The following is a 24987-nucleotide window of genomic DNA, read 5'->3' as shown; positions in this document are numbered from 1 at the left end:
CTACAGGTTGGCCACGCGGCGCTGGACGAAGCGGTCGACGTACTCGTCGGCCGGCTGGTGGAGGATTTCCCGCGGCGCGCCGACCTGGATCAGCTGGCCGTCCTTGAGGATGGCGATGCGGTTGCCGATGCGCACCGCTTCATCCAGGTCGTGGGTGATGAAGACGATGGTCTTGTGCAGGGTCTTCTGCAGTTCCAGCAGTTGGTCCTGCATGTCCGCGCGGATCAGCGGGTCGAGGGCACTGAAGGCTTCGTCCATGAGGATGATGTCGGTGTCGGCGGCCAGCGCCCGGGCCAGGCCGACGCGCTGGCGCATGCCGCCGGAGAGCTGGTGCGGGTAGGACTTCTCGTAGCCCTTCAGGCCCACGGTGGCGATCCAGTGCAGCGCCCGCTCCTGGCACAGCGCCTTGTTCTCGCCACGGACCTTCAGGCCGTAGGCGACGTTGTCCAGCACACTCTTGTGCGGCAGCAGGCCGAAGCTCTGGAACACCATGCTGATCTTGCGCCGGCGGAAGTCCTCCAGCTGGCGCGCGTCGTAGCGCAGGATGTCCTCGCCGTCGACCAGTATCTCGCCGCTGGTGGGGTCGATCAGGCGGTTGAAGTGGCGCACCAGGGTCGACTTTCCGGAGCCGGACAGGCCCATGATGACGAAGATTTCACCGGCCTCGATGGACAGCGACAGGTCGTTCACCCCGACCACGCAGTCGGTGGCGGCCAGCACCTCGGCCTTGCTCTTGCCCTGGCGGATCATCGCCAGCGCGGCGTCGGCGCGGGCACCGAAGATCTTGTAGACGTTCTTGACCTGGATCTTGCTCATTTGCTGGCCTCGTGGTGACGCGAGCGGCCGTAGGCCTGGGTGATGCGGTCGATGACCACGGCGAGGATGACGATCGCAAGGCCCGCCTCCAGGCCCTTGCCGACGTTGAGGGTCTGGATGCCCACCAGCACGTCCTCGCCCAGGCCGCGGGCGCCGATCATCGAGGCGATCACCACCATCGACAGGGCCATCATGGTGGTCTGGTTGATGCCGGCCATGATGCTCGGCAGGGCCAGCGGCAGCTGCACGCCGAACAGCTGCTGGCGGCGGTTGGCGCCGAAGGCGGTGACCGCCTCCATGACCTCGCGGTCGACCTGGCGAATCCCCAGGTCGGTGAGGCGGATCAGCGGCGGCGCGGCGTAGATCACGGTGGCGAAGATCGCCGGCACCTTGCCCAGGCCGAACAGCATCAGCACCGGGATCAGGTACACGAAGCTGGGCATGGTCTGCATGATGTCCAGCAGCGGCAGCAGGATGGCGCGCAGGCGGTCGCTGCGGGCGGCGAGGATGCCCAGGGGGATGCCGATCAGCACCGAGATGATCGTGGCCACCATCATCAGCGCCAGGGTCTGCATGAGCTTGTCCCACAGGCCCACCGCGCCGACCAGGAACAGCAGGCCGGTGATCACCAGGGTCGGCACCAGGCGCCGCGTGGCGTGCCAGGCGATGCCGGCGACGATCGCCAGCATCAGCCACCAGGGCGTGGCGCGCAGCAGGCTCTCGAGGTTGACGATGGCCCACAGCAGGGTGTCGGAAATGTGCCGGAAGACGTCGCCGTAGTTGGTCACCAGGGCGTCGACCCAGCCGTTGACCACGTCGGCGATGGAGAAGGTGAAGCGTTCAGGGAACATGGCGCTTACTCGCAAGGGTTGGGCATCGCCGGGGGAGCGGGCTCCCCCGGCCCGGCGGCGTCAGAGCGCGGCCTGGATCTTCTTCGCGGCGTCCTCGCTGACCCAGGCGCTCCACACCTCAGGGTGCTCCTTGAGGAAAGCCTTGGCCAGTTGTTCGGACGACAGCTTCTCCTTGGCCATCTTCGCCAGGTTCTGGTTCAGCAGGTCGATGGGCAGGTTGACCTTCTCCAGCACCGCGACCAGCTCCGGGGCCTCGTCGTGGAAGCTGCGCGACAGGCCGACCTGGATCTTCACGTCCTTGTTCACCCCCGGCTCGTCCAGCTTGACCAGGTCGGCCTGGCCCATCAGCGGCGTCGGCGACCAGTAGTAGAAGAGGATCGGCTCCTTGCGCTTGTAGCTGGACAGCACCGCGGCATCCAGCGCAGGGCCGGTGCCGGGGCGGAAGTTGGTGTACTTGTCTTCCAGGCCGTACTTCTTGAGCATCTCGGAGTTTTCCAGCTCGCAGGTCCAGCCGGCCGGGCAGTTGTAGAAGCGGCCCTTGCCCGGCTCCTCCGGGTCGCGGAACAGCTCGGCGTACTGGCCCAGGTCGGTGACCGCCTTGAGGTTCGGCGCCTTGGCCTCGATGCCGCGGGCCTTGTCGCCCTCGATCACGAAGCGCGGCACGTACCAGCCCTCGGTGGCGCCGACGATGGGCGCGCCCACGCCGACCACCTTGTTGGCGGCGGCGGCCTTGTTCCAGGCGTCGCTGCGGCCGATCCATTCCTCGCTGAAGATCTGGATGTCGTTGTTGGCCAGGGCCTGCTCCATGGTGATGGAGTTGCCCGGCAGGCTGTCGGTGCTGCAGCCGTAGCCGTTCTTGAGGATGAACTGCATGAGGTCGGTGAGCAGCATGCCGCTCTCCCAGTTCAGCCCGGCGAACTTCACCGGCTTGCCGCTCTCGCACCAGCCCGCCGCCTGGGCCTGGGCCATCGAGCCCAGCAAGCCGGCGGAAAGGATCAGGCCCAGCAGCGTCTTCTTGGAATTGTTCATCTGATGCTCCTAAACGGGAAAATGAGGTTCGGCAGTGCAAGGGGCCGCGCCGCTGGCCGGGCGCGGCCGGGCCGGTTCAGGTACGGGCCGGCAGGATCAGCCGGTCCGGCACCGCCCGGCGGCTGTGCCGGGCGACCAGGTAATAGAGGACGGCGGGCACCACCAGGCCGATGATCCAGGAGATGTCCACGCCGCCCAGGTAATCCACCAGCGGGCCGGTGTAGAACTTGGTGGAGATGAACGGTAGCTGAACCAGCACGCCGACCACGTACACGCTGATCCCCGGCAGGTTCCAGCGGCCGTAGCGGCCGTCGGGGTCGGCCAGGGCCGGCACGTCGTAGCGCTCACGGGTGATCAGGTAGTAGTCCACCAGGTTGACCGCGCTCCACGGGGTGAAGAAGGCCAGCAGGAACAGGATGAAGGACTTGAACGCGCCGAGGAACGAATACTGGCCCAGCAGCGCGATCAGGGTGGCGGTGCCGACGATCACCAGCACGAACACCAGGCGCTGCAGGCGGCTCACCTCCAGGTGGCCACGGAAGCCGCTGATGATGGTGGCGATGCACATGAAGCTGCCGTAGGAGTTCAGCGTGGAGATGGTCACCTTGCCGAAGGCGATGCTGAAGTACAGCAGCGCGGCGGCGGCGCCGCTGCCGCTCAGGCCGACGATGTAGGCCACTTCGCGGCCGGCGAACTGGCCATCGGCCATGGCCGCGGCGAACACCCCGAGGGTCATCGCCACCTGCGAGCCGATCACCGAGCCGGCGCCGACGGCGAGGAAGGTCTTCACCGACGAGGTGGCGCCGGGCAGGTAGCGCGAGTAGTCGGCCACGTAGGGGCCGAAGGCGATCTGCCAGGAGGCCGCCAGGGACACCGCGAGCAGGAAGCTGCTCCAGCTGAAGTGGCGGATCTGCAGCAGCGCGCCGACGTCGGTCTGGCTCATCAGGCGGCTGAACAGGTAGAAGAAGGCGATCACCCCGACGACGCTGGCGATGCGGCCGATGTAGTGGATCACCCGGTAGCCGAGCACGGTGACCAGGACGATGACGCTGGCGAAGATCAGGATGCCGACGCTGTCGCTGACGCCGAACAGCTGGCCCAGCGCCTGCCCGGAAAGCACCGTGCCGGTGGCGGTGAAGCCCAGGTACATCAGGCACACCAGCACGATCGGGATGGCCGCGCCGTAGACGCCGAACTGCACGCGGCTGGAGATCATCTGCGGCAGGCCCAGCTTGGGCCCCTGGGCGGCGTGCAGGGCCATGACCGTGCCACCGAGCAGCTGGCCGATGAGCAGGCCGACCAGCGACCAGAACACGTCGCCGCCCAGCACCACGGCCAGGGCCCCGGTGACGATGGCGGTGATCTGCAGGTTGGCGCCCAGCCACAGGGTGAACTGGCTGTAGAGCTTGCCGTGGCGCTCGGCCTCGGGGATGTAGTTGATCGAGCGGCGCTCGATCAGCGGCTTGCTGGAACTGTCGCTGGCCTGGGACATCGCTTTTCTTCTCCACCCCGGCGCCGGGCCGGGGTTCTTGTAGTGTCAGAGGACGGATTGCGCTCGGCCCGACCGCCGCGCCCCCACCCGCGCGGCGGTTCCTCCCTGGCCCGGGGCGGCGGCGCCGCCCCCGTTCCTCACTTGCCGGTGATCATCGGCAGGTTCAGGCCCTGCTCCTTGGCGCAGTCGATGGCGATCTGGTAGCCGGCGTCGGCATGGCGCATCACGCCGGTGCCCGGGTCGTTGGTCAGCACGCGGGCGATGCGCGCGGCGGCCTCGTCGGTGCCGTCGCAGACGATCACCATCCCCGAGTGCTGGGAGAAGCCCATGCCCACGCCGCCGCCGTGGTGCAGCGAAACCCAGGTGGCGCCGCTGGCGGTGTTCAGCAGGGCGTTGAGCAGCGGCCAGTCGGACACGGCGTCGGAACCGTCCTGCATGGCTTCGGTTTCACGGTTGGGGCTGGAGACCGAGCCGGAGTCCAGGTGGTCGCGGCCGATCACGATCGGCGCCTTCAGCTCGCCGCTGCGGACCATCTCGTTGAACGCCAGGCCGAGCTTGGCGCGCTGGCCCAGGCCGACCCAGCAGATGCGCGCCGGCAGGCCCTGGAAGCTGATGCGCTCCCTGGCCATGTCCAGCCAGCGGTGCAGGTGGGCGTCGTCGGGGATCAGCTCCTTGACCTTGGCGTCGGTCTTGTAGATGTCCTCGGCGTCGCCCGACAGCGCGGCCCAGCGGAACGGGCCGATGCCGCGGCAGAACAGCGGGCGGATGTAGGCCGGGACGAAGCCGGGGAAGTCGAAGGCGTTGGCCACGCCCTCTTCCTTGGCCATCTGGCGGATGTTGTTGCCGTAGTCGAAGGTCGGCACGCCCTGCTTCTGGAACTCCAGCATGGCCTTCACGTGCACGGCCATGGACTGCTTGGCGGCCTTCACCACCGCGGCCGGCTCGGTCTGCGCGCGGTCGCGGTACTGCTCCCAGGTCCAGCCCATCGGCAGGTAGCCGTTGAGCGGGTCGTGGGCGCTGGTCTGGTCGGTGACCATGTCCGGGCGCACGCCGCGGCGTACCAGCTCCGGGAGGATTTCGGCGGCGTTGCCGTGCAGGGCGATGGAGATGGCCTTGCCCTCGGCGGTGTACTTGGCGATGCGCGCCAGGGCGTCGTCCAGGTCCTTGGCCTGTTCGTCGACGTAGCGGGTCTTCAGGCGGAAGTCGATGCGGCTCTGCTGGCACTCGATGTTCAGCGAGCAGGCGCCGGCCAGGGTGGCCGCCAGCGGCTGGGCGCCGCCCATGCCGCCCAGGCCCGCGGTCAGCACCCAGCGGCCCTTGAGGTTGCCGGCGTAGTGCTGGCGGCCCGCCTCGACGAAGGTTTCGTAGGTGCCCTGGACGATGCCCTGGCTACCGATGTAGATCCAGCTGCCGGCGGTCATCTGGCCGTACATGGCCAGGCCCTTGGCGTCCAGTTCGTTGAAGTGCTCCCAGGTGGCCCAGTGCGGCACCAGGTTGGAGTTGGCGATCAGCACGCGCGGGGCGTTGGCGTGGGTCTTGAACACGCCCACCGGCTTGCCGGACTGCACCAGCAGGGTCTCGTCGTCGTTCAGCTCCTTGAGGGTGGCGACGATCTTGTCGTAGCACTCCCAGTTGCGCGCGGCGCGGCCGATGCCGCCGTACACCACCAGTTCCTTGGGGTTCTCCGCGACTTCCGGGTCGAGGTTGTTCATCAGCATGCGCAGCGGCGCTTCGGTCAGCCAGCTCTTGGCGTTCAGCTGGGTGCCGCGCGGGGCGCGGATTTCGACGTCGCGGAATTTGCTGGATTCGGTCACGGCAGGCTCCTTCAAGGCAGTCTTGGGCTCGGGTGCGAAAGCCGGGGCGCTCGGCTTCCGGCAAAGGGATTCGGGGTGGGCATCGGTGCAGGAAGCGGCGTCTCCTGTCACGTATATGCTTGTACATACAAGTATAAGCAAAGGAAAGGCCAAGTCCCCCGCCGGGGGCTCTTGGCGTGGTCGGTATAAATCTCAAGCATTTGATTTAAAAAGAATTAACCGGATAACCCCGCGCACCGAGCACGGCCGGCAAGGCCGCCGCGCCAGGCGAACGACTGCACCAGAACGGTGATCGGCTGCTCCATTTCGTAGCATTCGGTAACGCCTGGCCGTTACAGCTCGCCTCATTTCCGGGGGCTGCCACCGCCCTTCCTCATTCCCCGGCCGGGGACGTTCCGCCCGGCCTTCTCGCAGAGGCTGGCGCCGCCGCCTGCCGGCCGGGCGGGCTGGCTCGCTTATTGCTCATACTTGTATATACAGGAATAGATAGTCTCGCCGCCGAGCGCGGTAACACTCCGGAACACGGGAGCCGTCATGTCCGAAACCCTGCAGATCACCCCCGGCCAGTTTTCCCTCGACCAACTGCGCGCCATCCACCAGCGGCAACCCGCGCTGCAACTGGATGAAGCCTGCCGGACGAACATCGAGAACAGCGCCCGCACGGTCAGCCAGATCATCGCCAACCAGCGCACCGTGTACGGCATCAACACCGGCTTCGGCCTGCTGGCGCGCACCTCCATCCCCGAGGATTCGCTGGTCACCCTGCAGCGCAACCTCATCCTGTCGCACTGCACCGGCACCGGCCCGCTGCTGGACGACGCCAGCGTGGCGCTGATCATGGCGCTGAAGATCGGCTCCCTGGCCCGCGGCTTCTCCGGCGTGGGCATGGCGGTGATCGACACCCTGCTCAAGCTCTACCAGGCGCGCGTCTACCCGTGCATCCCGTCCCAGGGCTCGGTGGGCGCCAGCGGCGACCTGGCGCCGCTGGCGCACATGTCCTCGACGCTCATCGGCGTTGGCCAGGTGCGCCACCAGGGCCGCGTCATGGAGGCCAGCGAGGGCCTGGCCATCGCCGGCTGCCAGCCGCTGGTGCTGGGGCCCAAGGAAGGCCTGGCGCTGATCAACGGCACCCAGGTGTCCACCGCCCTGGCCCTGCGCGGGCTGTTCGCGGCGGAGAAGCTGTTCGTCTCGGCGGTGATCGCCGGCAGCCTGACGGTGGAGGCGCTCAAGGGCTCCTACGTGCCCTTCGACGCGCGCATCCAGGCGGTCCGCGGCCAGCCCGGGCAGATCGACGTGGCGGCCTTCTACCGCGAGCTGCTGCACGACAGCGCGATCAACCAGTCGCACATCGACTGCAAGCGCGTGCAGGACCCTTATTCCCTGCGCTGCCAGCCCCAGGTGATGGGCGCCTGCCTCGACCACCTGCGCTTCGCCGCCGGGGTGTTCCTGCGCGAGGCCAACGCGGTGTCGGACAACCCGCTGGTGTTCAGCGCCGACGGCGACGTGCTCTCCGGCGGCAACTTCCACGCCGAGCCGGTGGCCATGGCCGCCGACGTGCTGGCCCTGGTCATCGCCGAGATAGGTGCGCTGTCGGAACGGCGCATCGCCCAGCTGGTGGACCCGGCGCTGTCCGGCCTGCCGGCGTTCCTGGTCAAGGAGGGCGGGCTCAACTCCGGCTTCATGATCGCCCAGGTGACTTCGGCGGCCCTGGCTTCGGAGAACAAGACCCTGGCCCACCCGGCCTCGGTGGACAGCCTGCCGACCTCGGCCAACCAGGAAGACCACGTGTCCATGGCCACCTTCGCCGCCCGCCGCCTGCAGGACATGGCCGGCAACAGCTCGGCGGTGGTCGCCATCGAGCTGCTGGCCGCCGCCCAGGGCGTAGAGTTCCACGCGCCGCTGCAGAGTTCGCCGCAGTTGCAGGAGGTGCTGAAGATGATCCGCGCCCAGGTGCCGGCCTACGACCAGGACCGCTACTTCGCCCCGGACATCGCCGCGGCCCGCGCCTGGGTGGAGGAAGGTGCGCTCAGCCGCTGGCTGGACTACTCGCGGCTGTACGGCTGAGGAAGGCGGCGCCCGCCCTGGCGGCGGGCGCCGGTTTCAGCGCGGCTCGAGCTCGATCAGGCAGACGTCCGCCGCGCCGGCGGACGCCAGGCGGTACTCGGCCAGGCAGCCATCGTTTTCCACCTGCAGGCAGTCCTGGCGCGCCAGGCTGCCCAGGGCCTGGCCATCGCGGCGCAGGGCCACGGCAGCCTCACCGGCATTGAACAGCAGGACCGTGGCGGCACTGCCGAACAGCGCCAGCTCGCCCTGCACCCGCAGCCACTGCAGCCGCGCGCGGTAGCGCGCGGGCGAGTAGATCAGGTTGAAGTCGCGGATGGCGCCGCCGAGCAGCTCGCAGTCCACCGCGCTGGCGCCATCGAAGGCGAAGGCGTCCAGGGCGCGCAGCTCGCGGGACGGCACGCCGTCCACGGTCAGGCGCATGCCCTGGCCTTCCAGCACGGTGATCACCCGCTGGTAGCCGGCGAAGGCGGAGAACGGCCCCGGCGCGCCGACGTCGGCGATGGACAGGCGCCAGCCGAAGCCCTCCAGGCCGTCGCCGGCGTCGCGGAGGATTTCGCGGGTGCTGCCCGCGCCGTTCTTCCAAGGCATCACCGGGTAGTCGGCGGCCCGCAACAGGCGGTGGTTCATGAAGAGAAGCGTCCTTCCAGGCGGTAGCGCGAGCCCGGGTAGAGCAGGCGCGCGCTGGTCACGGTGTTGCGCCCCGACCAGGTGCGCCGGCGGATCAGCAGGCAGGGCTCGTGGCGTTCGATGCTCAGCAGCTTGCAGTCCTCGGGGCCGGGCAGCACCGCCTCGACCACGTGCTCGCCCTCGCTGAGCGGCGCCACCTGGGTGAGGTAGGCGAAGGGCGTCTGCCCGGAGAAATCCTGCTTGAGGTAGTCCGGGGCCACCGCGGCGTTGACGTAGCGGTCCTCGATCTGCACCGGCACGTCGTTCTCGTAGTGCACGATCAGCGAATGGAACACCCGCTGGCCCTCGCGCACGTCCAGCGCCAGGGCGCGCTCGGCGCTGGCCTTCTCCTCCTCCAGGCGCACCACCACGCAATGGTGGCGGTGGCCGCGGGCTTCGATTTCCTCGGCTATGTTCTGCACCTGGAACAGCGCCGACTGGCCCTTGGGCTCGGCGACGAAGGTGCCCACGCCCTGCATGCGCACCAGCAGGCCGTCGTTGGTCAGCTCGCGCAGCGCGCGGTTGATGGTCATGCGGCTGACGCCCAGCTCGCTGACCAGTTCGCTTTCGGAGGGTACCCGGTGGTGCGGCGGCCAGGCGCCGGACTGGATCTGCTGGACAATCATCTGCTTCACCCGCGCGTACAGCGGGGCGGGCAGCTCGCCCATCTGCGAGGCCAGCGAGGAGCCCTCCGCGGGCGGGGTGGGCGTGGACGATGCGGGCACGGGAGTACTCCTTGTCGTGGCGACGGTGGGCAGTGGCGGGAAGGCAGCGGCGCGATGCGCTCTTGTCCTCCGGCATGTACCGGAATCGACCGGTGCATACAAGCCCCGTGGCGACCGCCGGGCGCGTCTCGTAGTTTACGGCCATCCTAAACGTCTGTATATGTATATACAAATTCGAAGAGCCCTGCGAGGACCCCAGCATGCCTGCCCTGTTCGCCGAACGCGCCCTGCTCCCCAGCGGCTGGGCGCGCGATGTCCGTTTCGAGGTTTCCGCCGACGGCCTGCTGGCCCGGGTCGAGGCCAACGCCACCGGCGAGGGCGCCGAGCGCCTGCACGGGCCGGTGCTGCCGGGCATGCCCAACCTGCACTCGCACGCCTTCCAGCGCGCCATGGCGGGGCTGGCCGAGGTGGCCGGCAACCCCAACGACAGCTTCTGGACCTGGCGCGAGCTGATGTACCGCCTGGTCGGCCGCATCACCCCGGAGCAGCTGCAGGTGGTCGCCCGCCAGCTGTACATCGAGATGCTCAAGGCCGGCTACACCGGCGTCGCCGAATTCCACTACGTGCACCATGACCAGGGCGGCCAGCGCTACGCCGAGCCGGCCGAGCTGGCGCTGCGCATCAGCCAGGCCGCGCGCGAGGCCGGCATCGGCCTGACCCTGCTGCCGGTGCTCTACAGCCATTCCGGCTTCGGCGGCCAGGCGCCCAGCGAGGGCCAGCGCCGCTTCATCAACGGCACCGACGCCTACCTCGAACTGATCCACGGCCTGCAGCCACGCCTGGCGGCGCAACCGGCGCAGCGCGTCGGCCTGTGCTTCCACTCGCTGCGCGCGGTGACGCCGCAGCAGATCACCGAGGTGCTGGAGTCCGACAGCAGCGAAAGCCCCATCCACATCCACATCGCCGAGCAGCGGAAGGAAGTCGACGACTGCCTGGCCTGGTCGAAGCGCCGGCCGTTGCAGTGGCTGTACGACAACATCGAGGTGGACGGCCGCTGGTGCCTGGTCCACGCCACCCACGCCGAGCCCGACGAGGTCGCCGCCATGGCCGCCAGCGGCGCGGTGGCCGGCCTGTGCCTGACCACCGAGGCCAACCTGGGCGACGGCATCTTCCCGGCGGTGGACTACCTGGCCCGCGGCGGGCGCCTGGGCATCGGCTCGGACAGCCACGTGTCGCTGAGCGTGGTGGAGGAACTGCGCTGGCTGGAGTACGGCCAGCGCCTGCGCGACCAGAAGCGCAACCGCCTGTACCGCGGCGACCAGCCCAATGTCGGCCAGACGCTCTACGAAGCGGCGTTGAAAGGCGGCGCCCAGGCCCTGGGCCAACCGGTGGGCGAACTGGCCGCGGGCCGCCGCGCCGACCTGCTGGTGCTCGACGGCAACGACCCCTACCTGGCCACCGCCACCCCCGACACCCTGCTCAACCGCTGGCTGTTCGCCGGCGGCGACCGCCAGGTGCGCGACGTAATGGTCAACGGCCAGTGGGTGGTGCGGGAGCGCCGGCATGCGCTGGAAGAGCGCAGTGCCGGGGAGTTCGCGGGGGTGTTGCGGGAGTTGTTGGCATAGGCCAGACGGCGGATAACGCGGGGCGTTATTCGCCCTACGCCTGGCTTTTGTTGATTGCGAATGGCGTTTGCCGGCAGATTCATCTCCGGGGCAACCCCTTTTCCCTCTCCCTAACCCTCTCCCTGAAGGGAGAGGGGACCGTTGGGCAGGGTCCGGTATTCTGGCGTTAGCCGGCAGCTCCAACGGTTTCCAGCTGAAACCCTCATCTCTCTCGGCACGGACTAGCCCCCTCTCCCTTCAGGGAGAGGGCTGGGGAGAGGGAGCGGAGGTCAAGTAGCGCGCCTACGTTACCGGCAGACACCACCCCCACAAAACATCCATCCCTCAATTCCCCGCTATCGCACTATCCTTGCTCCGCCAGATCAGATCGCTGGTGTCGTAGCCATTGCGGTTGGCCTCGGCCAGCAGGCGGCGCAGGGTCGCCTCGGACAGGCTGGTCTGCCGCGCCAGCAGCCACAGGTGGTCGCGGTCGCGGTTGCCGACCAGGGCGGTCTGGTAGTCCGCGTCGACGTAGATCACCCGGTAGTCGCCGCGCACCACGCCGGGGAGCAGGCGCGACGCCCAGTTGTCGAAGTGCACCCAGAAGGCATCGGTGCTGCCCGGCACCTGCGGGGTGGCCGTGCCGGTCACCTGCTTCCAGCTGCCATCGGCGGTGCGGCAGCGGTTGAGCAGGCCGATGCTGCCGTCGGCGCGCACGCGGTAGTGGGCCTCGGACTGCAGGCAGGCGCGCTGGAAGAACATCGGCTTGCGCGCCAGCTCGTACCAGGTGCCCGCGTAGCGCTGCGGGTCGACCTGCATGGTCTGCGGCCGCTCCTCGGCGTGCCCGGCGCCGCCGCCCAGCGCGAGCAGCGCCACGAGCACCCGCAGCGCGGCGTTCATCTCACTTGAGCCCCTGGCCGGAGAACATCAGCACCTTGTCGCCGGCGTACTGCACGCTGATGAAGGTCTTGTCGTCGCCCCAGGTGCAGCTGGACACGCCCAGCGCACCGGAGCACTCGGTGGGCTTGCCGAGCAGGGCCTCCACCTCCGCCTTGGCCATGCCGGGCTTGAGCTTGGAGTAGTTCTCCTGGTTGAGCTTGCTGCAGGCGGCCATGGCGATGCAGACGGCGATCAGGGCGATACGGCGGAAGGACATGGGCAACTCCATTGTCGGATGGTCCGTTGGACAAGCGTGGCACAGGCCACGCGAAACGCACCCTTGGAGTCAGAAACGCGAGCCGGGTTCCTTGAGGAAGGCGACTTCCCCGGCGCTGGACTCGCGGCCAAGGATGGCATTGCGGTGGGGGAAGCGGCCGAAGCGCGCGACCACCTCGCGGTGACGCTCGGCGTAGTCCAGGAAGTCGGCGAACAGCGCCTTGTCCACCTCATCGGCCTGTTCGTGCAGCGCGGCGAAGGCGGCCACGGCCTGTTCCTGCTGTGCCAGGTCCTCGGCGTGCTCCAGCACCAGGTAGACGAAGACCCGCTCGATCGGCTGCAGCTGGCGGTCCAGCCCGGCTGCAAGGCCGCGGCGCACCAGCGCCTGGGCGCGGGCATCGCCGGCATAGGCGCGCGGCGTGTCGCGGAAGATCATCCGCGGCAGCTGGTCCAGCAGCAGGATCAGCGCCAGCCAGCCCTGGGCCGAGCCGGCCCAGTCGGCCAGAGCGCCATCCAGGGCCTGGCGCACCAGGCCGCCGAAACGGTTGTCCGAGGCCGTGTCCTCGCAGGCGCTCTTGCCGAACCACAGGCCGTTGCGCTGGGCGGCGACGTCGCTGGCGCGCAGGGCGTCGCCGAACCACCAGTCGAGCAACGCCTGCCAGGCGGGTAGCGCGCTCATCAGGCCTGGTGGTAGCCGGTGACGCGCTCGACCTCTTCCTTCGAACCGAGGAACACGGCCACGCGCTGGTGCAGCGACTCCGGCTGGATGTCGAGGATGCGCTGGGTGCCGTTGGTGGCGGCGCCGCCGGCCTGCTCGATGATGAAGGACATCGGGTTGGCCTCGTACATCAGCCGCAGCTTGCCGGGCTTCTCCGGCTCACGGGCGTCGCGCGGGTACATGAAGATGCCGCCGCGGGTGAGGATGCGGTGCACGTCGGCCACCATGGAGGCGATCCAGCGCATGTTGTAGTTCTTGCCCAGCGGGCCTTCCTTGCCGGCCAGCAGTTCGCTGACGTAGCGCTGCACCGGGGCTTCCCAGTGGCGCTGGTTGGACATGTTGATGGCGAACTCGGCGGTGCTTTCCGGCACGCAGATGTTGTCGTGGGTGAGCACGAAGCTGCCCAGCTCGCGGTCCAGGGTGAAGCCCTTGACGCCGTCGCCGAGGGTCAGCATCAGCATGGTCTGCGGGCCGTAGATGGCGTAGCCGGCGGCGACCTGCCTGGTGCCCGGCTGGAGGAAGGCCTGCTCGTTGAGGCTGTCGTTCTGGCTCAGGTGCTGCTCGGGGCAGCGCAGCACCGAGAAGATGGTGCCGACCGAGACGTTGACGTCGATGTTGCTGGAGCCGTCCAGCGGGTCGAACACCAGCAGGTACGCGCCCTTGGGGTACTTGCCGGGGATCTGGTAGGCGTTGTCCATTTCCTCGGAGGCCATGCCGGCCAGGTGGCCGCCCCACTCGTTGGCCTCCAGGAGGATTTCGTTGGACATCACGTCCAGCTTCTTCTGTACCTCGCCCTGCACGTTCTCGGTGCCCATGCTGCCCAGCACGCCGCCCAGGGCGCCCTTGGACACGGCATGGCTGATCTCCTTGCATGCACGCGCCACCACCTCGATGAGGAAGCGCAGGTCGGCCGGAGTGTTGTGGCTGCGGGTCTGCTCGATGAGGTAGCGGCTGAGGGTAACGCGGGACATGGAAGGACTCCGGGGGAGAGGTAGGAAAAAACTGCGCGCATTCTAGCGTGGAATCGACCGCGCCGCCTCCCGTGCGGCGCGTCCGTCCTGAGCTTGGAGCGCGCCGCCGGTGGTCGGTTCCCTCTGTGCTGCGGCCGTCAGTCGCTGCCATGGGCGCCCCGGTGGTCGAGGGCAGCCCGCGGGGGCTTTCGTAGGCGCGAGCTTGCTCGCGAATGGTCCGCAGCGGAGCAGGTTCGCGAGCAAGCCATACAAGGAGCAGGAACGCCGTCGTAGGATGGGTTGAGCGAAGCGATACCCATCGCCACGGCCGCATGGGTTTCGCAGGCTCAACCCATCCTACGAAGAGCACCTCGCCTGCAAGACAGTTGCGCCTCCGAACGCCGCCTCCGAACGCCGCCTCAGAAATCGAGGCTCAGGGCCAGGCTGATGCCCTGCTGCAGGTCGTCGTCGCTGCGGTGCGCGCTGTAGCCGCCGCGCAGCGAGAGTTCCGGGGTCAGCTTCTGGGCGAAGCCCAGGGTCGCGCGCTGCAGGTGGCTCTGCGGGGTGTAGCCTTGCAGGGTGAAGCCGATGTCCGGCAGGCTGGTGAGGTTCATGCCGATGTTGCGGGTGTCATCGGCATACTCGCGCTCCACTGCCACCTCGCCGAACAGCTGGGTCTGCGCCGACAAGGCGAACTTGCCCTGCAGGCCCGCGCCCAGGCGCCGGGAATAGCGGTTCTGCTCGTCGAACGCCAGCGAGGCGGCGTCGCCGCCATCCTCGGCATAGCCGTCCACCTTCACCCGCGCCCAGTCGGCGCTGACGAAGGGCGACAGGTGCCAGGCCTCGCCGCCCTGGGCGATGTCGTAGCCGAGCCGGCCGCTGAAGGCGAGCAGGTTGCCGTCGGTGTCGGCCTTCTCCTCGATGGTCACCCCGGGGGTGGCGAACTTGCGATTGGCATCCTCGTAGTCGAGATAGCCGCCGGTCACCGCGGCGTCGGCCCACCAGCGGTCCTCCTGGAACTGCACGAAGAGGCTGCCCAGGTAGCTGTTGAGCTTGTACTCGGAATCCTCGGCGCCGGCCTCCAGCTTCTGCCGGTAGAAGCCGGCGGCGACGCCGACGCGCCAGGCATCGTCGATGCGGTAGCTGCCGCCGAGGTTGAGGTTGTAGCCGAAGCCGTCGCCATCGGCGGCGCTGTCCTGGTCGTCGTAGTCCAGGTGCTGGCCGCCGCCGCTGACGAAGCCGCGCCACTGGCCCACGCCCTGCCAGTCGCCCCAGTCGGCCAGCCACTGGCTGCGGATGCCGTCCTGGAAGCTGTTGAGGGTGCCCAGCGCCATCTCCGGCAGCAGGGTGGCCTCCCAGGGCGCGGACAGGATCGAGTAGGCGTAGTCGGCGATCAGCCGCTGGCCGGCGATGGTCGGGTGCACGCCATCGTTGAAGATCAGTTTGGTCGGGTCGGGGTTGCTGCCGTTGCGGCCGTAGGTCAGGTTTTCCGGGCAGCTGTTGCCGCTGAAGCAGGTGCCCACCAGGTTCTGGTCGGCGGCCAGGCCGAAGGCAGCCGGGTCGGCGAGCACCTCCTTGAGCATCAACGGGATGTTCAGCGGGATGACGTTGGCGCCGCTGCTGGCCAGCTGGCTCACCAATTCCTCGTTGAAGATGCCGCTGAGCTGGGTGCCGAAGCTCTGCAGGACAGTGCCGTTGGTGGCCGGGGTCAGGCCCAGGTCGGGCAGCAGCCAGACCACGATGTAGCGCGCGCCGGCCTGGCTCAGGGCCTGGGCGCTGTCCACCAGGCGCCCGGCGGCGGCGCGGGCGGAAGGATCGTCGGTGATACGGAACTGCAGGAAGTCGTTGCCGCCGCCGGTGAGGTAGTAGAGCGCGTTGGGGTCGGCGACGCGGCCGACCAGGTAGCCGTCGCGGGTACGGGTCTCGCCGCCGGAGCTGACCACCGAGCCGCCCGCGGCGGTGATGGAGTCGTAGATCTGGTCGGTACGGTAGCCCCCACCGCCCAGTTGTTGCCGTCCGGCAAACCTTCGGCGGCGTTCACCAGCGAGGTGGAAGGCCCGAGGTCGCCGGCGGCGACGCCCAGCTTGCCGCCGAGGATCATTGCCGCGGTGGGCCCGAAGACCTCGCCGCTACCGTCGAGATAGGTCGGGCCCACGCGGTTGGTGAAGCGCGTGGAGGCACCGGCGGGGCCGTCGGCGTCGGGGAACTGGCCGGCGTCGCTGAGGCTGTCGCCGAACACCACCAGGGTCGAATACGGGGAAGGTGACGCGACGGCTTGGCCGGCGATGCCGAGCAGGCAGGCGGCGGCCAGGGGTGAAAGCACCTGTTTGATCATGCGGCTGACTCCATGCTTTTTCTTATAGGTAGAGTGCAACGCCGTTAACAGTATCAGAACAATCGCGCAGAGTAGCGTTCTTGACGCATTTCCCTACATAAGCTGGCGTAATTTCTCCATTTCCCGGTATTTGCTCACTGGCCAGCCCGCTGCCCGCGCAGCAGGCTGAAGGCCATCCCGCCCAGCAACAACACCCCGCCCAGCAATACGGCCCACAGGCCGATGCGCTTCCAGTCGCCGGCGCCGGCCACGGCCGCTTCCGCCGCGGCGGCCTGCAGAGCCCCATCCAGGCTGGCTTGGCCGATCCGCGCTGGCTTGTCCGGCTGGTAGCCGGGGATCAGCACGCCCAGCGGCAGGCTGGCCGAGGTGGCGTCGCGCTTGCCCAGGGCCAACTGGTAGGGCGCGCTGCCGCGCACCAGGAACACCAGCTCGCGGGCGCGCAGGGCCACGCGCAGGTTCGGCGCAGCGCTGCCCAGGCCGGTACCGCGCTCGTCGGTGACCAGGCGCAGCTGGCGCACCGGCTGGCCGGCGAGGAAGAGTTCGTCCTGGCGCACCTGGCGGCCGTCCACCGGCAGGTCGTAGAGCACCCCGCGGGCCAGCGGGTACCAGTCGTCCCGGCTGCCCTTCCCCGTCGCGTTGCGCGTGGACAGCGCCACCGGCGCCATCAGGCGCTGCGCCGCGGGGTCCAGCTCGAAGCGTACCCGTTCCAGCGGCAGCGCCAGGGGCAGGTCCCAGCGGTAGCTGCCGTCCGGCTCGCGGCGCCCGGCGATGGGCTCGGACCACACCAGCGGCGTGCTCGCGGCCTGGTCGGTGCGGCCCAGCAGGCGCGCGCCCTTGAGCGTCACCGCCGTGCCGCCGCTCGGCCAGGACAGGCGCAGGTAGCGCGCCTTCTGCCCGGGCAGGGCCACGTCGCTGACGTCCATGCGCTCGCCGTTGAAGCTCAGCCGGGCGAGCTGGCCGTCGCCCCAGCTGCGCCAGTGCAGCAGGTCGTCGCTGGCCTCGATGCGGAAGTGCTGGAAGCCCTCGGCCTCGCTGCTCCAGTCCAGGGCCAGGCGCTCGAAGGGGAAGTCGGCGTCGCCGGCATCCAGCAGCCAGCCGCTGCGCCGCTCGCCTGTCGGCGTGGGGGCCGCGCCGGGCAGCACTTCCACCAGGGTGCCGGTGGTGCTGCGCTGGATGCGCAGGCCGGCCTGCTGGCCGGGGTCGGCTTCGGCGCCGTACAGCGGGAACAGCCGGGCCACGGCCTCATGGGCGGTGCTGCTGCCCTGCACCGCTGCCGCGCTCAGGGCATAGGGCAGCGCCTCGCCTTCCTTGTCGAATACCCGCAAGTCGCGCAGGTCGGCATGGGCGGCGGCCAGTTGCACGCTCATCGGCACCTGCAGGCGGTACCAGGGGCCTTCGCCCTGCAGCCGCAGGGGCACCTGCTGCGGGTAGTCGGCGGGGTTTTCCGCGGCCTGGGCCAGCCCGGCGGCCAGGCAGAGGATGAGGGAAGCCAGCTTCATGCGGGGGGTTGCTCCTGTTGCCCTTGCCCGCGGTGCGGCGGCAGCGGGGCGAAATAGCCGACGACCAGCAGCAGCACGCCGACGCCGATGAAGGAAACGATGCGTTCCAGGCTGCCGCTGTTGCCCAGTTCGACGAAGAACAGCTTGACCACCACCACGCCGATCAGCGCCGCGCCGACCATCCACAGGTCGCGCCGCCCGCGCAGGTGGCCGCCGACCATCAGGCCCAGGGCGATCAGCGTCCAGACGATGGACAGCCCGGCCTGCACCAGCATCGACGCGCGCAGCGGCTCCAGGGCGAAGGGCACGCCGCCCCAGTGGTGCGCGGTGCGGCACACCGCCATGGTCAGCAGGGCGAACAGCGAAGCGCCCAGCAGCGCCTGGGCCGGCAGGCGCACCTGCTCGCCGGGCAGGCCCAGCGACGGCAGCCCTTCGCGGCTCCACAGGAAGATCGCCGCCAGCACGATCAGCATGCCCAGCTCCAGCGGGTTGAGCAGCGGCAGGTAGGGCAACGGCTGCGCGGCGCCGTCGCTGACCAGGTTGACCAGCCAGAACCAGCCGAGCAGCGCCACGGCCACCGGCGCCGCGGCCAGGGCGCGGTATTCGCGGGGGAAGGCCGCCACCGGCCAGGGCAGGCTACGGCGCGCGCCCATGAGGATCAGGTAGGCGCTCGGCACCAGCGCCCAGCCCAGCCAGCGCCAGGCGTTGTAGTGCTCGGCCAGGGCCAGGAACAGGTAGCGCAGCTGCAGCGCCAGCACCGCGAGCAACAGCCAGCAGCCGAGGACGTGGGCGCCGCGCAGGGGCAGCGCCGGCAGCACCGGCTCCAGGCGCCTGAGCGACCAGAAGTGGGCGACGAAGAGCGCGCCCCAGCCCAGCCAGCCGAGTTCGCCCAGCGGCTGGTATTCCAGGTGCCAGGCACTGGCCAGCGCCAGCACGCCCGCCGGCGCCAGGGCCAGGCAGGCGAGCGCCAGGGCCCGCCACGGCTCGCGGCGGGCGACGAAGGCCCAGAGCATCACGCTCAGCGCCGCCACCAGCAGGGCGACGTGCTCGCGCCGCGGCGCCGGGACGAAGCGGACGATCTCGCACAGCGCGGTCAGCGCCCACCAGCCGGCGCCCCAGGCCAGCAGCAGCTGCGACAGCCGCTCCAGGGTCAGCGCCCCCAGTTGCAGCACCTGCCCGCCCTGCCCCGCCCGGTGCAGGCGCCAGGCGCCCACCAGCGCCGCCAGGGCCAGCACCGCCGGGCACCAGAAGCCGCTATGGGCCAGGGGCGTCAGGCCCTCGCCGGACAGCCCGGCGAACAGCGTCGAGCCGCCGAACAGCAGCGCCGCGCCGCCCAGCACCTGCAGCAGCAGGCCGAACAGGAAGCTGGCGCGCTGCTGCAGGGCCAGGCTCAGCCAGAGGATCAGCAGGCCGCTGCCGGCCCACACCGCCGCGGCGCTGCGCCAGGGCAGCACGAACAGCACCGCCAGGTTGACGAAGGCCAGGCCGGCCAGCAGCACGGCGCTCAGGCCGAGCATCAGCCGGCGGTCGTCGCGCACCAGCGGGTCGCGCGCGGCGAGGATCATCCCGGCGATCAGCGCCAGGCCGATCAGGCTGGCGCCGAACAGGCCGGTCCAGCCGCTGCCGAGCACGCCGGCGCCGCCGTCGGCCGCCTGCAGGTCGGCGAGGAACAGCGCGCCGCCCAGCAGTTGCACGGCGAAGGCGCAGAACAGGAAGGTCCGCGAACCCAGGCGCAGGCCGGCGAATACCGTGGCCAGGCCGGCCAGGGCCCAGGCCATGGCGGTACCCGGCACGGCGAAGCACACCGGCGCGATCAGGTACAGGAAGGCCAGGCCGCAGACCGCCAGCAGCGGCTGGTAGCGCGGCTCCCAGGGCCAGAGGCCGGCGTCGCCGTGGCGGCGCAGCCGCCAGTAGCTGAACAGCAGCGCCACGCCGAGCATCAGGGCGCCCAGCGGCGCGCCGTCCAGCAGGTTATCCACACCCGGGCGCAGGCCCATCAGGAAGGCGATGGCCGCGCCCACCTGCAGCAGCAGGGCGAACATCCGCGCCAGCCGCCGCCCCTGGCGCAGGCCCAGCCAGTAGATGCCGGCACCCTCCACGGCCCAGGCCGCCGAGGTCCAGCGCGCATCCAGGCCCAGGGGAATGGCCAGGCTGCCGAACACCACGCCCAGCGCCAGGCAGGCTTCCACCAGCAGCAGGGCGCGGCCGGCGGTGCGCCCGGCCAGCAGGCGCGCCAGGCCCATGTAGAACAGCCCCAGGGCGAGGGCGCTGAACGCCGGGCCGAACGCCAGGTGGCGGATCAACGCGTACTGCAGGCCGAAGCCGATCAGCGGCGCGCCGAACAGCACAGTGCCGTCGACGTAGTCGGTCTGCCGCAGCGACCAGCGCAGCGTCTCGTCGCGCCCGGCGCCCTCCTCCAGCCCGGCGGCCTCGCGCAGGCGGCGGCGGGCGAAGAGCAGGCCGATGGCCACGTACATCAGGAAGAACAGCAGCAGGAAGGGCTCGGTGCTGGCGAACAGCTCCGGCGTGTAGGAGCGCAGCCCCCAGGCGAAGCCGATGCCGAAGGTACCGAAGAAGCCGATCAGGTTGAGCAGGCGCCAGGCGCGGAACCAGGCGATGGCGAAGATGCCGGCGTTGAGCAGGGCGAAGTAGCTGAACAGCGCGACGTGGTTGCCGGCGCCGGTGGACGTCAGGATGGGCGCGGCGAAACCACCCAGGGCCGCCGCGGCGGCAAGGCCGAGCGCATCCTGCAGCACCGCCAGCACGGCGGAGAACACCGTCACCGCCACCAGCAGGCCGAGGGCCTGGCCGGGTGTCAGCAAGGGGTGCAGGCGCATGGCGGCGAACACCGTCAGGTACAGCACCGCGATGCCGGTGCCCTGCAACAGCAGGCCATAGGTCGCGCGCTTATGCCGCAGCCACCAGCCCAGGCCCAGCAGGGCGATGGCGGCGGCGGCCACGCCCATGTAGCGCAGCTCCACGGGCACCACCACGCGCTCGGAGGCATAGCGCAGCAGGAAGGCCAGGCCGAGGAACAGCAACAGCACGCCGACGCGCAACACGGTATTGCCACCGAACAGCCAGTCACGCGCCGCGCCAAGGGCACGGTCGAACCAGGTCGGGCCGGACGGCGCAGCCGGCTCGGCCTCCCAGGCCGAGGCTTCACGTACGACGGGGGATTCGACGGTGGGCGGGATCGGTGCCGGCGAAGGCTCCCGGGGCTGCAACGACCAGTCCGGCGCAGCGCTGGCCGCGGCCGGCGCCGGCGCTTCGGGCAGCTCGATCTCCCATTCCAGCTCCGGCTCGGCGACGGCCGGCGCCTCGGGCGCAACGACAGGCTCCACGGCCTCGGCAGGCGGCGAAACCGGCCCGGCCCCACCCTGCTCCAGGCGCAACAGGCGCTGGTACAACGCCTCGGTGCCCGCCTCGAACCGCTCGGCGAACTGCTCCAGCTGCCGGCGCAGCGCAGCGTTCTGCCGCTGCAACCCATGCAGCACCAGCGCCTGGCCGAACAGCAGCCCCAGCCCGGCCCCCAGCAACCCATCGGTGATCGACTCGTCCCAGGCAGCGCCCAGCACCAGGCCGATCAGCATGAAAATCCATTGCATGCATTCACATCCTTGAAGGGAAACGCCCCATCCAGCGGCGCGCAAGGCTCCGAGTATATCGCCCCACGCGGCGCAGGCACCCTGATTCCACAGGATATGACGCCAGCGCCGGGCCGCCAGCCACAGACAAGGCAAAAGGCCCCGCCGGATCGCTCCGACGGGGCCTTTGTCTTTCGCTTGCAGCTTGCCGCTTGAGGCCTGCAGCCGCTCTTGGACTTAGACCTTGCTACGCTCGTAACGCTTGCGGTCGTTCTCGTTCAGCAGCTTCTTGCGCAGGCGGATGGACTTCGGCGTCACTTCCACCAGCTCGTCGTCGGCGATGAACTCCAGCGCCTGCTCCAGGGTGAAGCGGATCGGCGGAACCAGGGCGATGACTTCGTCCTTGCCCGAAGCGCGCATGTTGTCGAGCTTCTTGCCCTTGGTGGGGTTGATCACCAGGTCGTTGTCGCGGCTGTTGATGCCGGCCAGCTGGCCTTCGTAGATCTCGTCGCCCGGGCCGAGGAACAGCTTGCCGCGGCTTTGCAGGGTTTCCAGCGAGTAGGTCAGCGCGGTGCCGGTGGCCATGGAGACCAGTACGCCGTTCTGACGGTTGCTGACTTCGCCGGCCTTGATCGGGCCGTAGTGGCTGAAGGTCGAGGTCAGGATGCCGGTGCCCGAGGTCAGGGTCAGGAAGTTGTTGCGGAAGCCGATCAGGCCACGCGCCGGGATGGTGTATTCCAGGCGCACACGGCCCTTGCCGTCGGGGATCATGTTGCTCAGGTCGCCCTTACGCAGGCCCATCTGTTCCATCACCGAGCCCTGGTGCTGCTCTTCGATGTCGATGGTGACGTTCTCGTAGGGCTCCTGCTTCTCGCCGGCCTCGTTCTCGATGATCACCACTTCCGGACGGCCCACGGCCATCTCGAAGCCTTCACGGCGCATAGTTTCGATCAGTACCGACAGGTGCAGCTCGCCACGGCCGGAGACCTTGAATTTCTCCGGGCTGTCGCCTTGCTCGACGCGCAGGGCCACGTTGTGCAGCAGTTCCTTCTCCAGGCGCTCCTTGATGTTGCGGCTGGTGACGAACTTGCCTTCCTTGCCGGCGAACGGCGAGTCGTTGACCTGGAAGGTCATGCTCACGGTCGGCTGGTCGACGGTCAGCGGCGGCAGGGCCTCGACGTTCTGCGGGTCGCACAGGGTGTCGGAGATGAACAGTTCTTCCATGCCCGAGACGCAGACGATGTCGCCGGCTTCGGCTTCGGCCACTTCCACGCGTTGCAGGCCGGAGTGGCCCATGATCTTCAGGACACGGCCGTTACGCTTGGTGCCGTCGTCGCTGATCGCCACCACCGGGGTGTTGGACTTGATCTTGCCGCGGGCGATGCGGCCGATGCCGATCACGCCGAGGAAGCTGTTGTAGTCCAGCTGCGAGATCTGCATCTGGAACGGGCCTTCGGTGTCCACCACCGGGGCCGGGACGTGGTCGATGATCGCCTGGAACAGGGCGTCCATGTTGTCGTCCATCTTCTCGTGGTCCATGCCGGCGATGCCGTTCAGGGCGCTGGCGTAGACGATCGGGAAGTCGAGCTGCTCATCGGTGGCGCCGAGGTTGTCGAACAGGTCGAAGATCTGGTCGATCACCCAGTCGGGACGGGCGCCCGGACGGTCGATCTTGTTGACCACGACGATCGGGCGCAGGCCGGCCTTGAAGGCCTTCTGGGTCACGAAGCGGGTCTGCGGCATGGGGCCGTCCTGGGCGTCGACCACCAGCAGCACGGAGTCGACCATGCTCATCACGCGCTCCACCTCGCCACCGAAGTCGGCGTGGCCGGGGGTGTCGACGATGTTGATGTTGTAGCCGTTCCACTTGATCGCGGTGTTCTTCGCCAGGATGGTGATGCCGCGTTCCTTTTCCTGGTCGTTGGAGTCCATCACACGCTCGGATTCCGCTTCTTTGCGGTCGAGGGTGCCGGACAGCTTCAGCAGCTTGTCCACCAGGGTGGTCTTGCCATGGTCGACGTGGGCGATGATGGCGATGTTGCGGAGTTTTTCGATCACGGTGTCTGTCTCGGTAAAGAAAGCTTCAGGCTGCAGGCTTCAGGCTGCAGGCAATGTGTGCAAATCCGGTTACAGCATCGGGGGGGCGCAGTTGCTGCGGCTCCACCGCGTTGCGGGTCGGTCGGGCGCCTATCACTGCCTGCCGCCTGCCGCCTGCGGCCTGTCGCCCACGGGCCTGTATACCCGCACGTTGGTATGCCCTTCGTTGACCAGGTGGTGAGCGTGCAGCCGGCTCATCACGCCCTTGTCGCAGAACAGGAGGTACTGGCGGTTGGGGTCCAGTTCCTTGAACTTGCTGTTGATCGCGTAGAACGGCATGGCCAGCACTTCGATGCCTTCCAGCGCCAGGGGTTCGTCTTCCTGGGCGTCGGGGTGGCGGATGTCGACCACGATCTGCCCGGGCAGCACTTCGTCGACCATCTCCACCGGCAGGTCCTTGCCCAGCTCGTCGATGACGCGGTCGACGGTCATCTGGGTGGCGCGCTCCAGGGCGCGGTCGAGCACGGCCATGTCGAACCTGGTCTCTTCGTGATCGACGCGGTAGGGCTTGGCCTGGGTGGTCGGGTTCACCGAGATCACGCCGCAGTACTCGGGCATGTGCTTGGCGAACTCGGCGGTGCCGATCTTCGTCGCGGTGTCGATGATGTCCTGCTTGTGGCTGACGATCAGCGGGCGCAGCACCAGGGTGTCGGTCACCCGGTCGATCACCGAGAGGTTCGGCAGGGTCTGGCTGGACACCTGGGAGATCGACTCGCCGGTGACCAGCGCGTGCAGCTCCAGGCGCTCGGCCACGCGGCTGGCGGCGCGCAGCATCATGCGCTTGAGGGTCACGCCCATGTAGCTGTCGTCGACCTTGGTGAGGATCTCGCCGACCACTTCCTCGAAGGGCACGCTGACGAACAGCACGCGCTGCGAGCGGCCGAACTTCTCCCACAGGTAGTGGGCCACTTCCATCACGCCCAGCTCGTGGGCGCGGCCGCCGAGGTTGAAGAACACGAAGTGGCTGATCAGGCCGCGGCGCATCATCTGGTAGGCCGCCACGGTGGAGTCGAAGCCGCCGGACATCAGCACCAGCACCTGCTCCAGGGCGCCCAGCGGGTAGCCGCCCAGGCCCTCGTGCTGGGCGTGGATGACGTACAGGCGGTCATGGCGGATTTCCACGCGCACCTGCACTTCCGGGTTCTTCAGCGACACGCCCGCCGCGCCGCAGTGCTGGCGCAGGCCGCCGCCGACGTAGCGTTCCACGTCGATGGAGGTGAAGGCGTGCTTGCCGGCGCGCTTGCAGCGCATGGAGAAGACCTTGCCGGGCAGCAGGTGGCCGAAGTGCTGCTTGCACTTCTCGAGGATGTCGTCGAAGTCGCCCAGCGGGTATTCGTGCACTTCCAGGAAGTGGCCGATGCCCGGCACGCAGGTCAGGCGCTCGATCATCTCGCGCAGCGCCTTGGCGTCGGTCACCCGGGTTTCCACTTCCAGGTTGTCCCATTCGCCCTCGACCAGCAGTTGCGGGTCCAGGTCGCGCAGCACGGTGCGGATGTTCTTCGCCAACTGGCGAATGAAGCGCTTGCGCACCGGCCGGCTCTTGATGGTGATTTCCTGGAAGACCTTGACGATGAGTTTCATGCGAGAAAAGGCGCAAGCCCGAAGGGACGAAAAAAAGGGGCAGAATTATACCCGAAATTGCTCA

The 24987-nt window shown here is 68.9% G+C and carries 17 protein-coding genes and 1 pseudogene; 2 read left to right on the top strand and 16 right to left on the bottom strand.

Going from position 1 to position 24987, the window contains the following annotated elements:
* The 5 genes from PKO50_RS32960 to hutU form a co-directional block, all read right to left on the bottom strand.
* Positions 1 to 816, bottom strand: coding sequence for a glycine betaine/L-proline ABC transporter ATP-binding protein (locus PKO50_RS32960; protein WP_275628348.1), 816 nt, complete (start codon positions 814 to 816; stop codon positions 1 to 3).
* A complete protein-coding gene (locus PKO50_RS32955) occupies positions 813 to 1667 on the bottom strand; it encodes a proline/glycine betaine ABC transporter permease (protein ID WP_043313138.1) in 855 nt (284 codons plus the stop codon). The genes PKO50_RS32960 and PKO50_RS32955 overlap by 4 nt, the downstream gene beginning before the upstream one ends.
* A 60-nt stretch (positions 1668 to 1727) precedes the next feature.
* Positions 1728 to 2696 carry an ABC transporter substrate-binding protein gene (locus PKO50_RS32950; protein WP_109936070.1) on the bottom strand — a complete coding sequence of 323 codons (969 nt, stop codon included), beginning with the start codon at positions 2694 to 2696 and terminating at the stop codon, positions 1728 to 1730.
* 76 nt (positions 2697 to 2772) lie between these two features.
* The gene (locus PKO50_RS32945) at positions 2773 to 4188 is read right to left on the bottom strand and encodes a cytosine permease (RefSeq protein WP_275628347.1); all 1416 of its coding nucleotides are present in this window, start codon (positions 4186 to 4188) and stop codon (positions 2773 to 2775) included.
* A gap of 137 nt (positions 4189 to 4325) precedes the next feature.
* Positions 4326 to 6002, bottom strand: coding sequence for a urocanate hydratase (gene hutU / locus PKO50_RS32940; protein ID WP_275628346.1), 1677 nt, complete (start codon positions 6000 to 6002; stop codon positions 4326 to 4328).
* Between the two features lie 534 nt (positions 6003 to 6536).
* Here hutU and hutH point away from each other — a divergent pair.
* Positions 6537 to 8066, top strand: a complete 1530-nt coding sequence (gene hutH, locus PKO50_RS32935) for a histidine ammonia-lyase (protein WP_275628345.1) — start codon at positions 6537 to 6539, stop codon at positions 8064 to 8066.
* A 36-nt stretch (positions 8067 to 8102) separates the two neighbouring features.
* On the opposite strand, the gene PKO50_RS32930 is transcribed toward hutH, so the two are convergent.
* Positions 8103 to 8693, bottom strand: coding sequence for a HutD family protein (locus PKO50_RS32930; protein WP_089389855.1), 591 nt, complete (start codon positions 8691 to 8693; stop codon positions 8103 to 8105).
* Positions 8690 to 9400, bottom strand: coding sequence for a histidine utilization repressor (gene hutC / locus PKO50_RS32925; protein WP_275630561.1), 711 nt, complete (start codon positions 9398 to 9400; stop codon positions 8690 to 8692). The genes PKO50_RS32930 and hutC overlap by 4 nt, the downstream gene beginning before the upstream one ends.
* A 257-nt stretch (positions 9401 to 9657) precedes the next feature.
* Between hutC and PKO50_RS32920 the strand changes: the two genes are divergently transcribed.
* Entirely contained in the window at positions 9658 to 11022 is a 1365-nt protein-coding gene (locus PKO50_RS32920) for a formimidoylglutamate deiminase (protein WP_275628344.1), read from the top strand.
* A gap of 324 nt (positions 11023 to 11346) precedes the next feature.
* Here the strand turns inward: PKO50_RS32920 and PKO50_RS32915 are convergent, their stop codons facing one another.
* From PKO50_RS32915 to thiI, 9 genes and pseudogenes are all read right to left on the bottom strand, one after another.
* Entirely contained in the window at positions 11347 to 11901 is a 555-nt protein-coding gene (locus PKO50_RS32915; protein ID WP_275628343.1) for a lipocalin family protein, read from the bottom strand.
* A 1-nt stretch (position 11902) separates the two neighbouring features.
* Entirely contained in the window at positions 11903 to 12157 is a 255-nt protein-coding gene (gene bamE / locus PKO50_RS32910; protein ID WP_109936063.1) for an outer membrane protein assembly factor BamE, read from the bottom strand.
* 69 nt (positions 12158 to 12226) lie between these two features.
* The gene (locus PKO50_RS32905; protein ID WP_109936062.1) at positions 12227 to 12835 is read right to left on the bottom strand and encodes a DUF924 family protein; all 609 of its coding nucleotides are present in this window, start codon (positions 12833 to 12835) and stop codon (positions 12227 to 12229) included.
* Complete coding sequence (locus PKO50_RS32900; protein WP_275628342.1) at positions 12835 to 13845, bottom strand: class 1 fructose-bisphosphatase; 1011 nt, start codon at positions 13843 to 13845, stop codon at positions 12835 to 12837. Before PKO50_RS32900 ends, PKO50_RS32905 begins: the two co-directional genes overlap by 1 nt.
* 398 nt (positions 13846 to 14243) lie before the next feature.
* Positions 14244 to 16159, bottom strand: a pseudogene (gene estP, locus PKO50_RS32895) (esterase EstP).
* A gap of 134 nt (positions 16160 to 16293) precedes the next feature.
* Positions 16294 to 17658 carry a DUF3999 domain-containing protein gene (locus tag PKO50_RS32890; protein WP_275628341.1) on the bottom strand — a complete coding sequence of 455 codons (1365 nt, stop codon included), beginning with the start codon at positions 17656 to 17658 and terminating at the stop codon, positions 16294 to 16296.
* On the bottom strand, positions 17655 to 21266 hold the full coding sequence (locus tag PKO50_RS32885; RefSeq protein WP_275628340.1) for a DUF2339 domain-containing protein: 3612 nt from the start codon (positions 21264 to 21266) through the stop codon (positions 17655 to 17657). The genes PKO50_RS32890 and PKO50_RS32885 overlap by 4 nt, the downstream gene beginning before the upstream one ends.
* Before the next feature lie 216 nt (positions 21267 to 21482).
* The gene (gene typA, locus PKO50_RS32880; protein ID WP_275628339.1) at positions 21483 to 23303 is read right to left on the bottom strand and encodes a translational GTPase TypA; all 1821 of its coding nucleotides are present in this window, start codon (positions 23301 to 23303) and stop codon (positions 21483 to 21485) included.
* A 132-nt stretch (positions 23304 to 23435) separates the two neighbouring features.
* Positions 23436 to 24923 (bottom strand): tRNA uracil 4-sulfurtransferase ThiI, encoded by a 1488-nt coding sequence (thiI, locus tag PKO50_RS32875; protein WP_275628338.1) that lies wholly within the window; start codon positions 24921 to 24923, stop codon positions 23436 to 23438.
* Between the last annotated feature and the right edge of the window lie 64 nt (positions 24924 to 24987).

Source organism: Pseudomonas sp. 273, from assembly GCF_029201425.1.
Taxonomy (GTDB): Bacteria; Pseudomonadota; Gammaproteobacteria; order Pseudomonadales; family Pseudomonadaceae; genus Pseudomonas; species Pseudomonas delhiensis.
The sequence above is the reverse complement of the archived record's forward strand: the minus strand, read 5'-3'. Positions and strand labels throughout refer to the sequence as shown.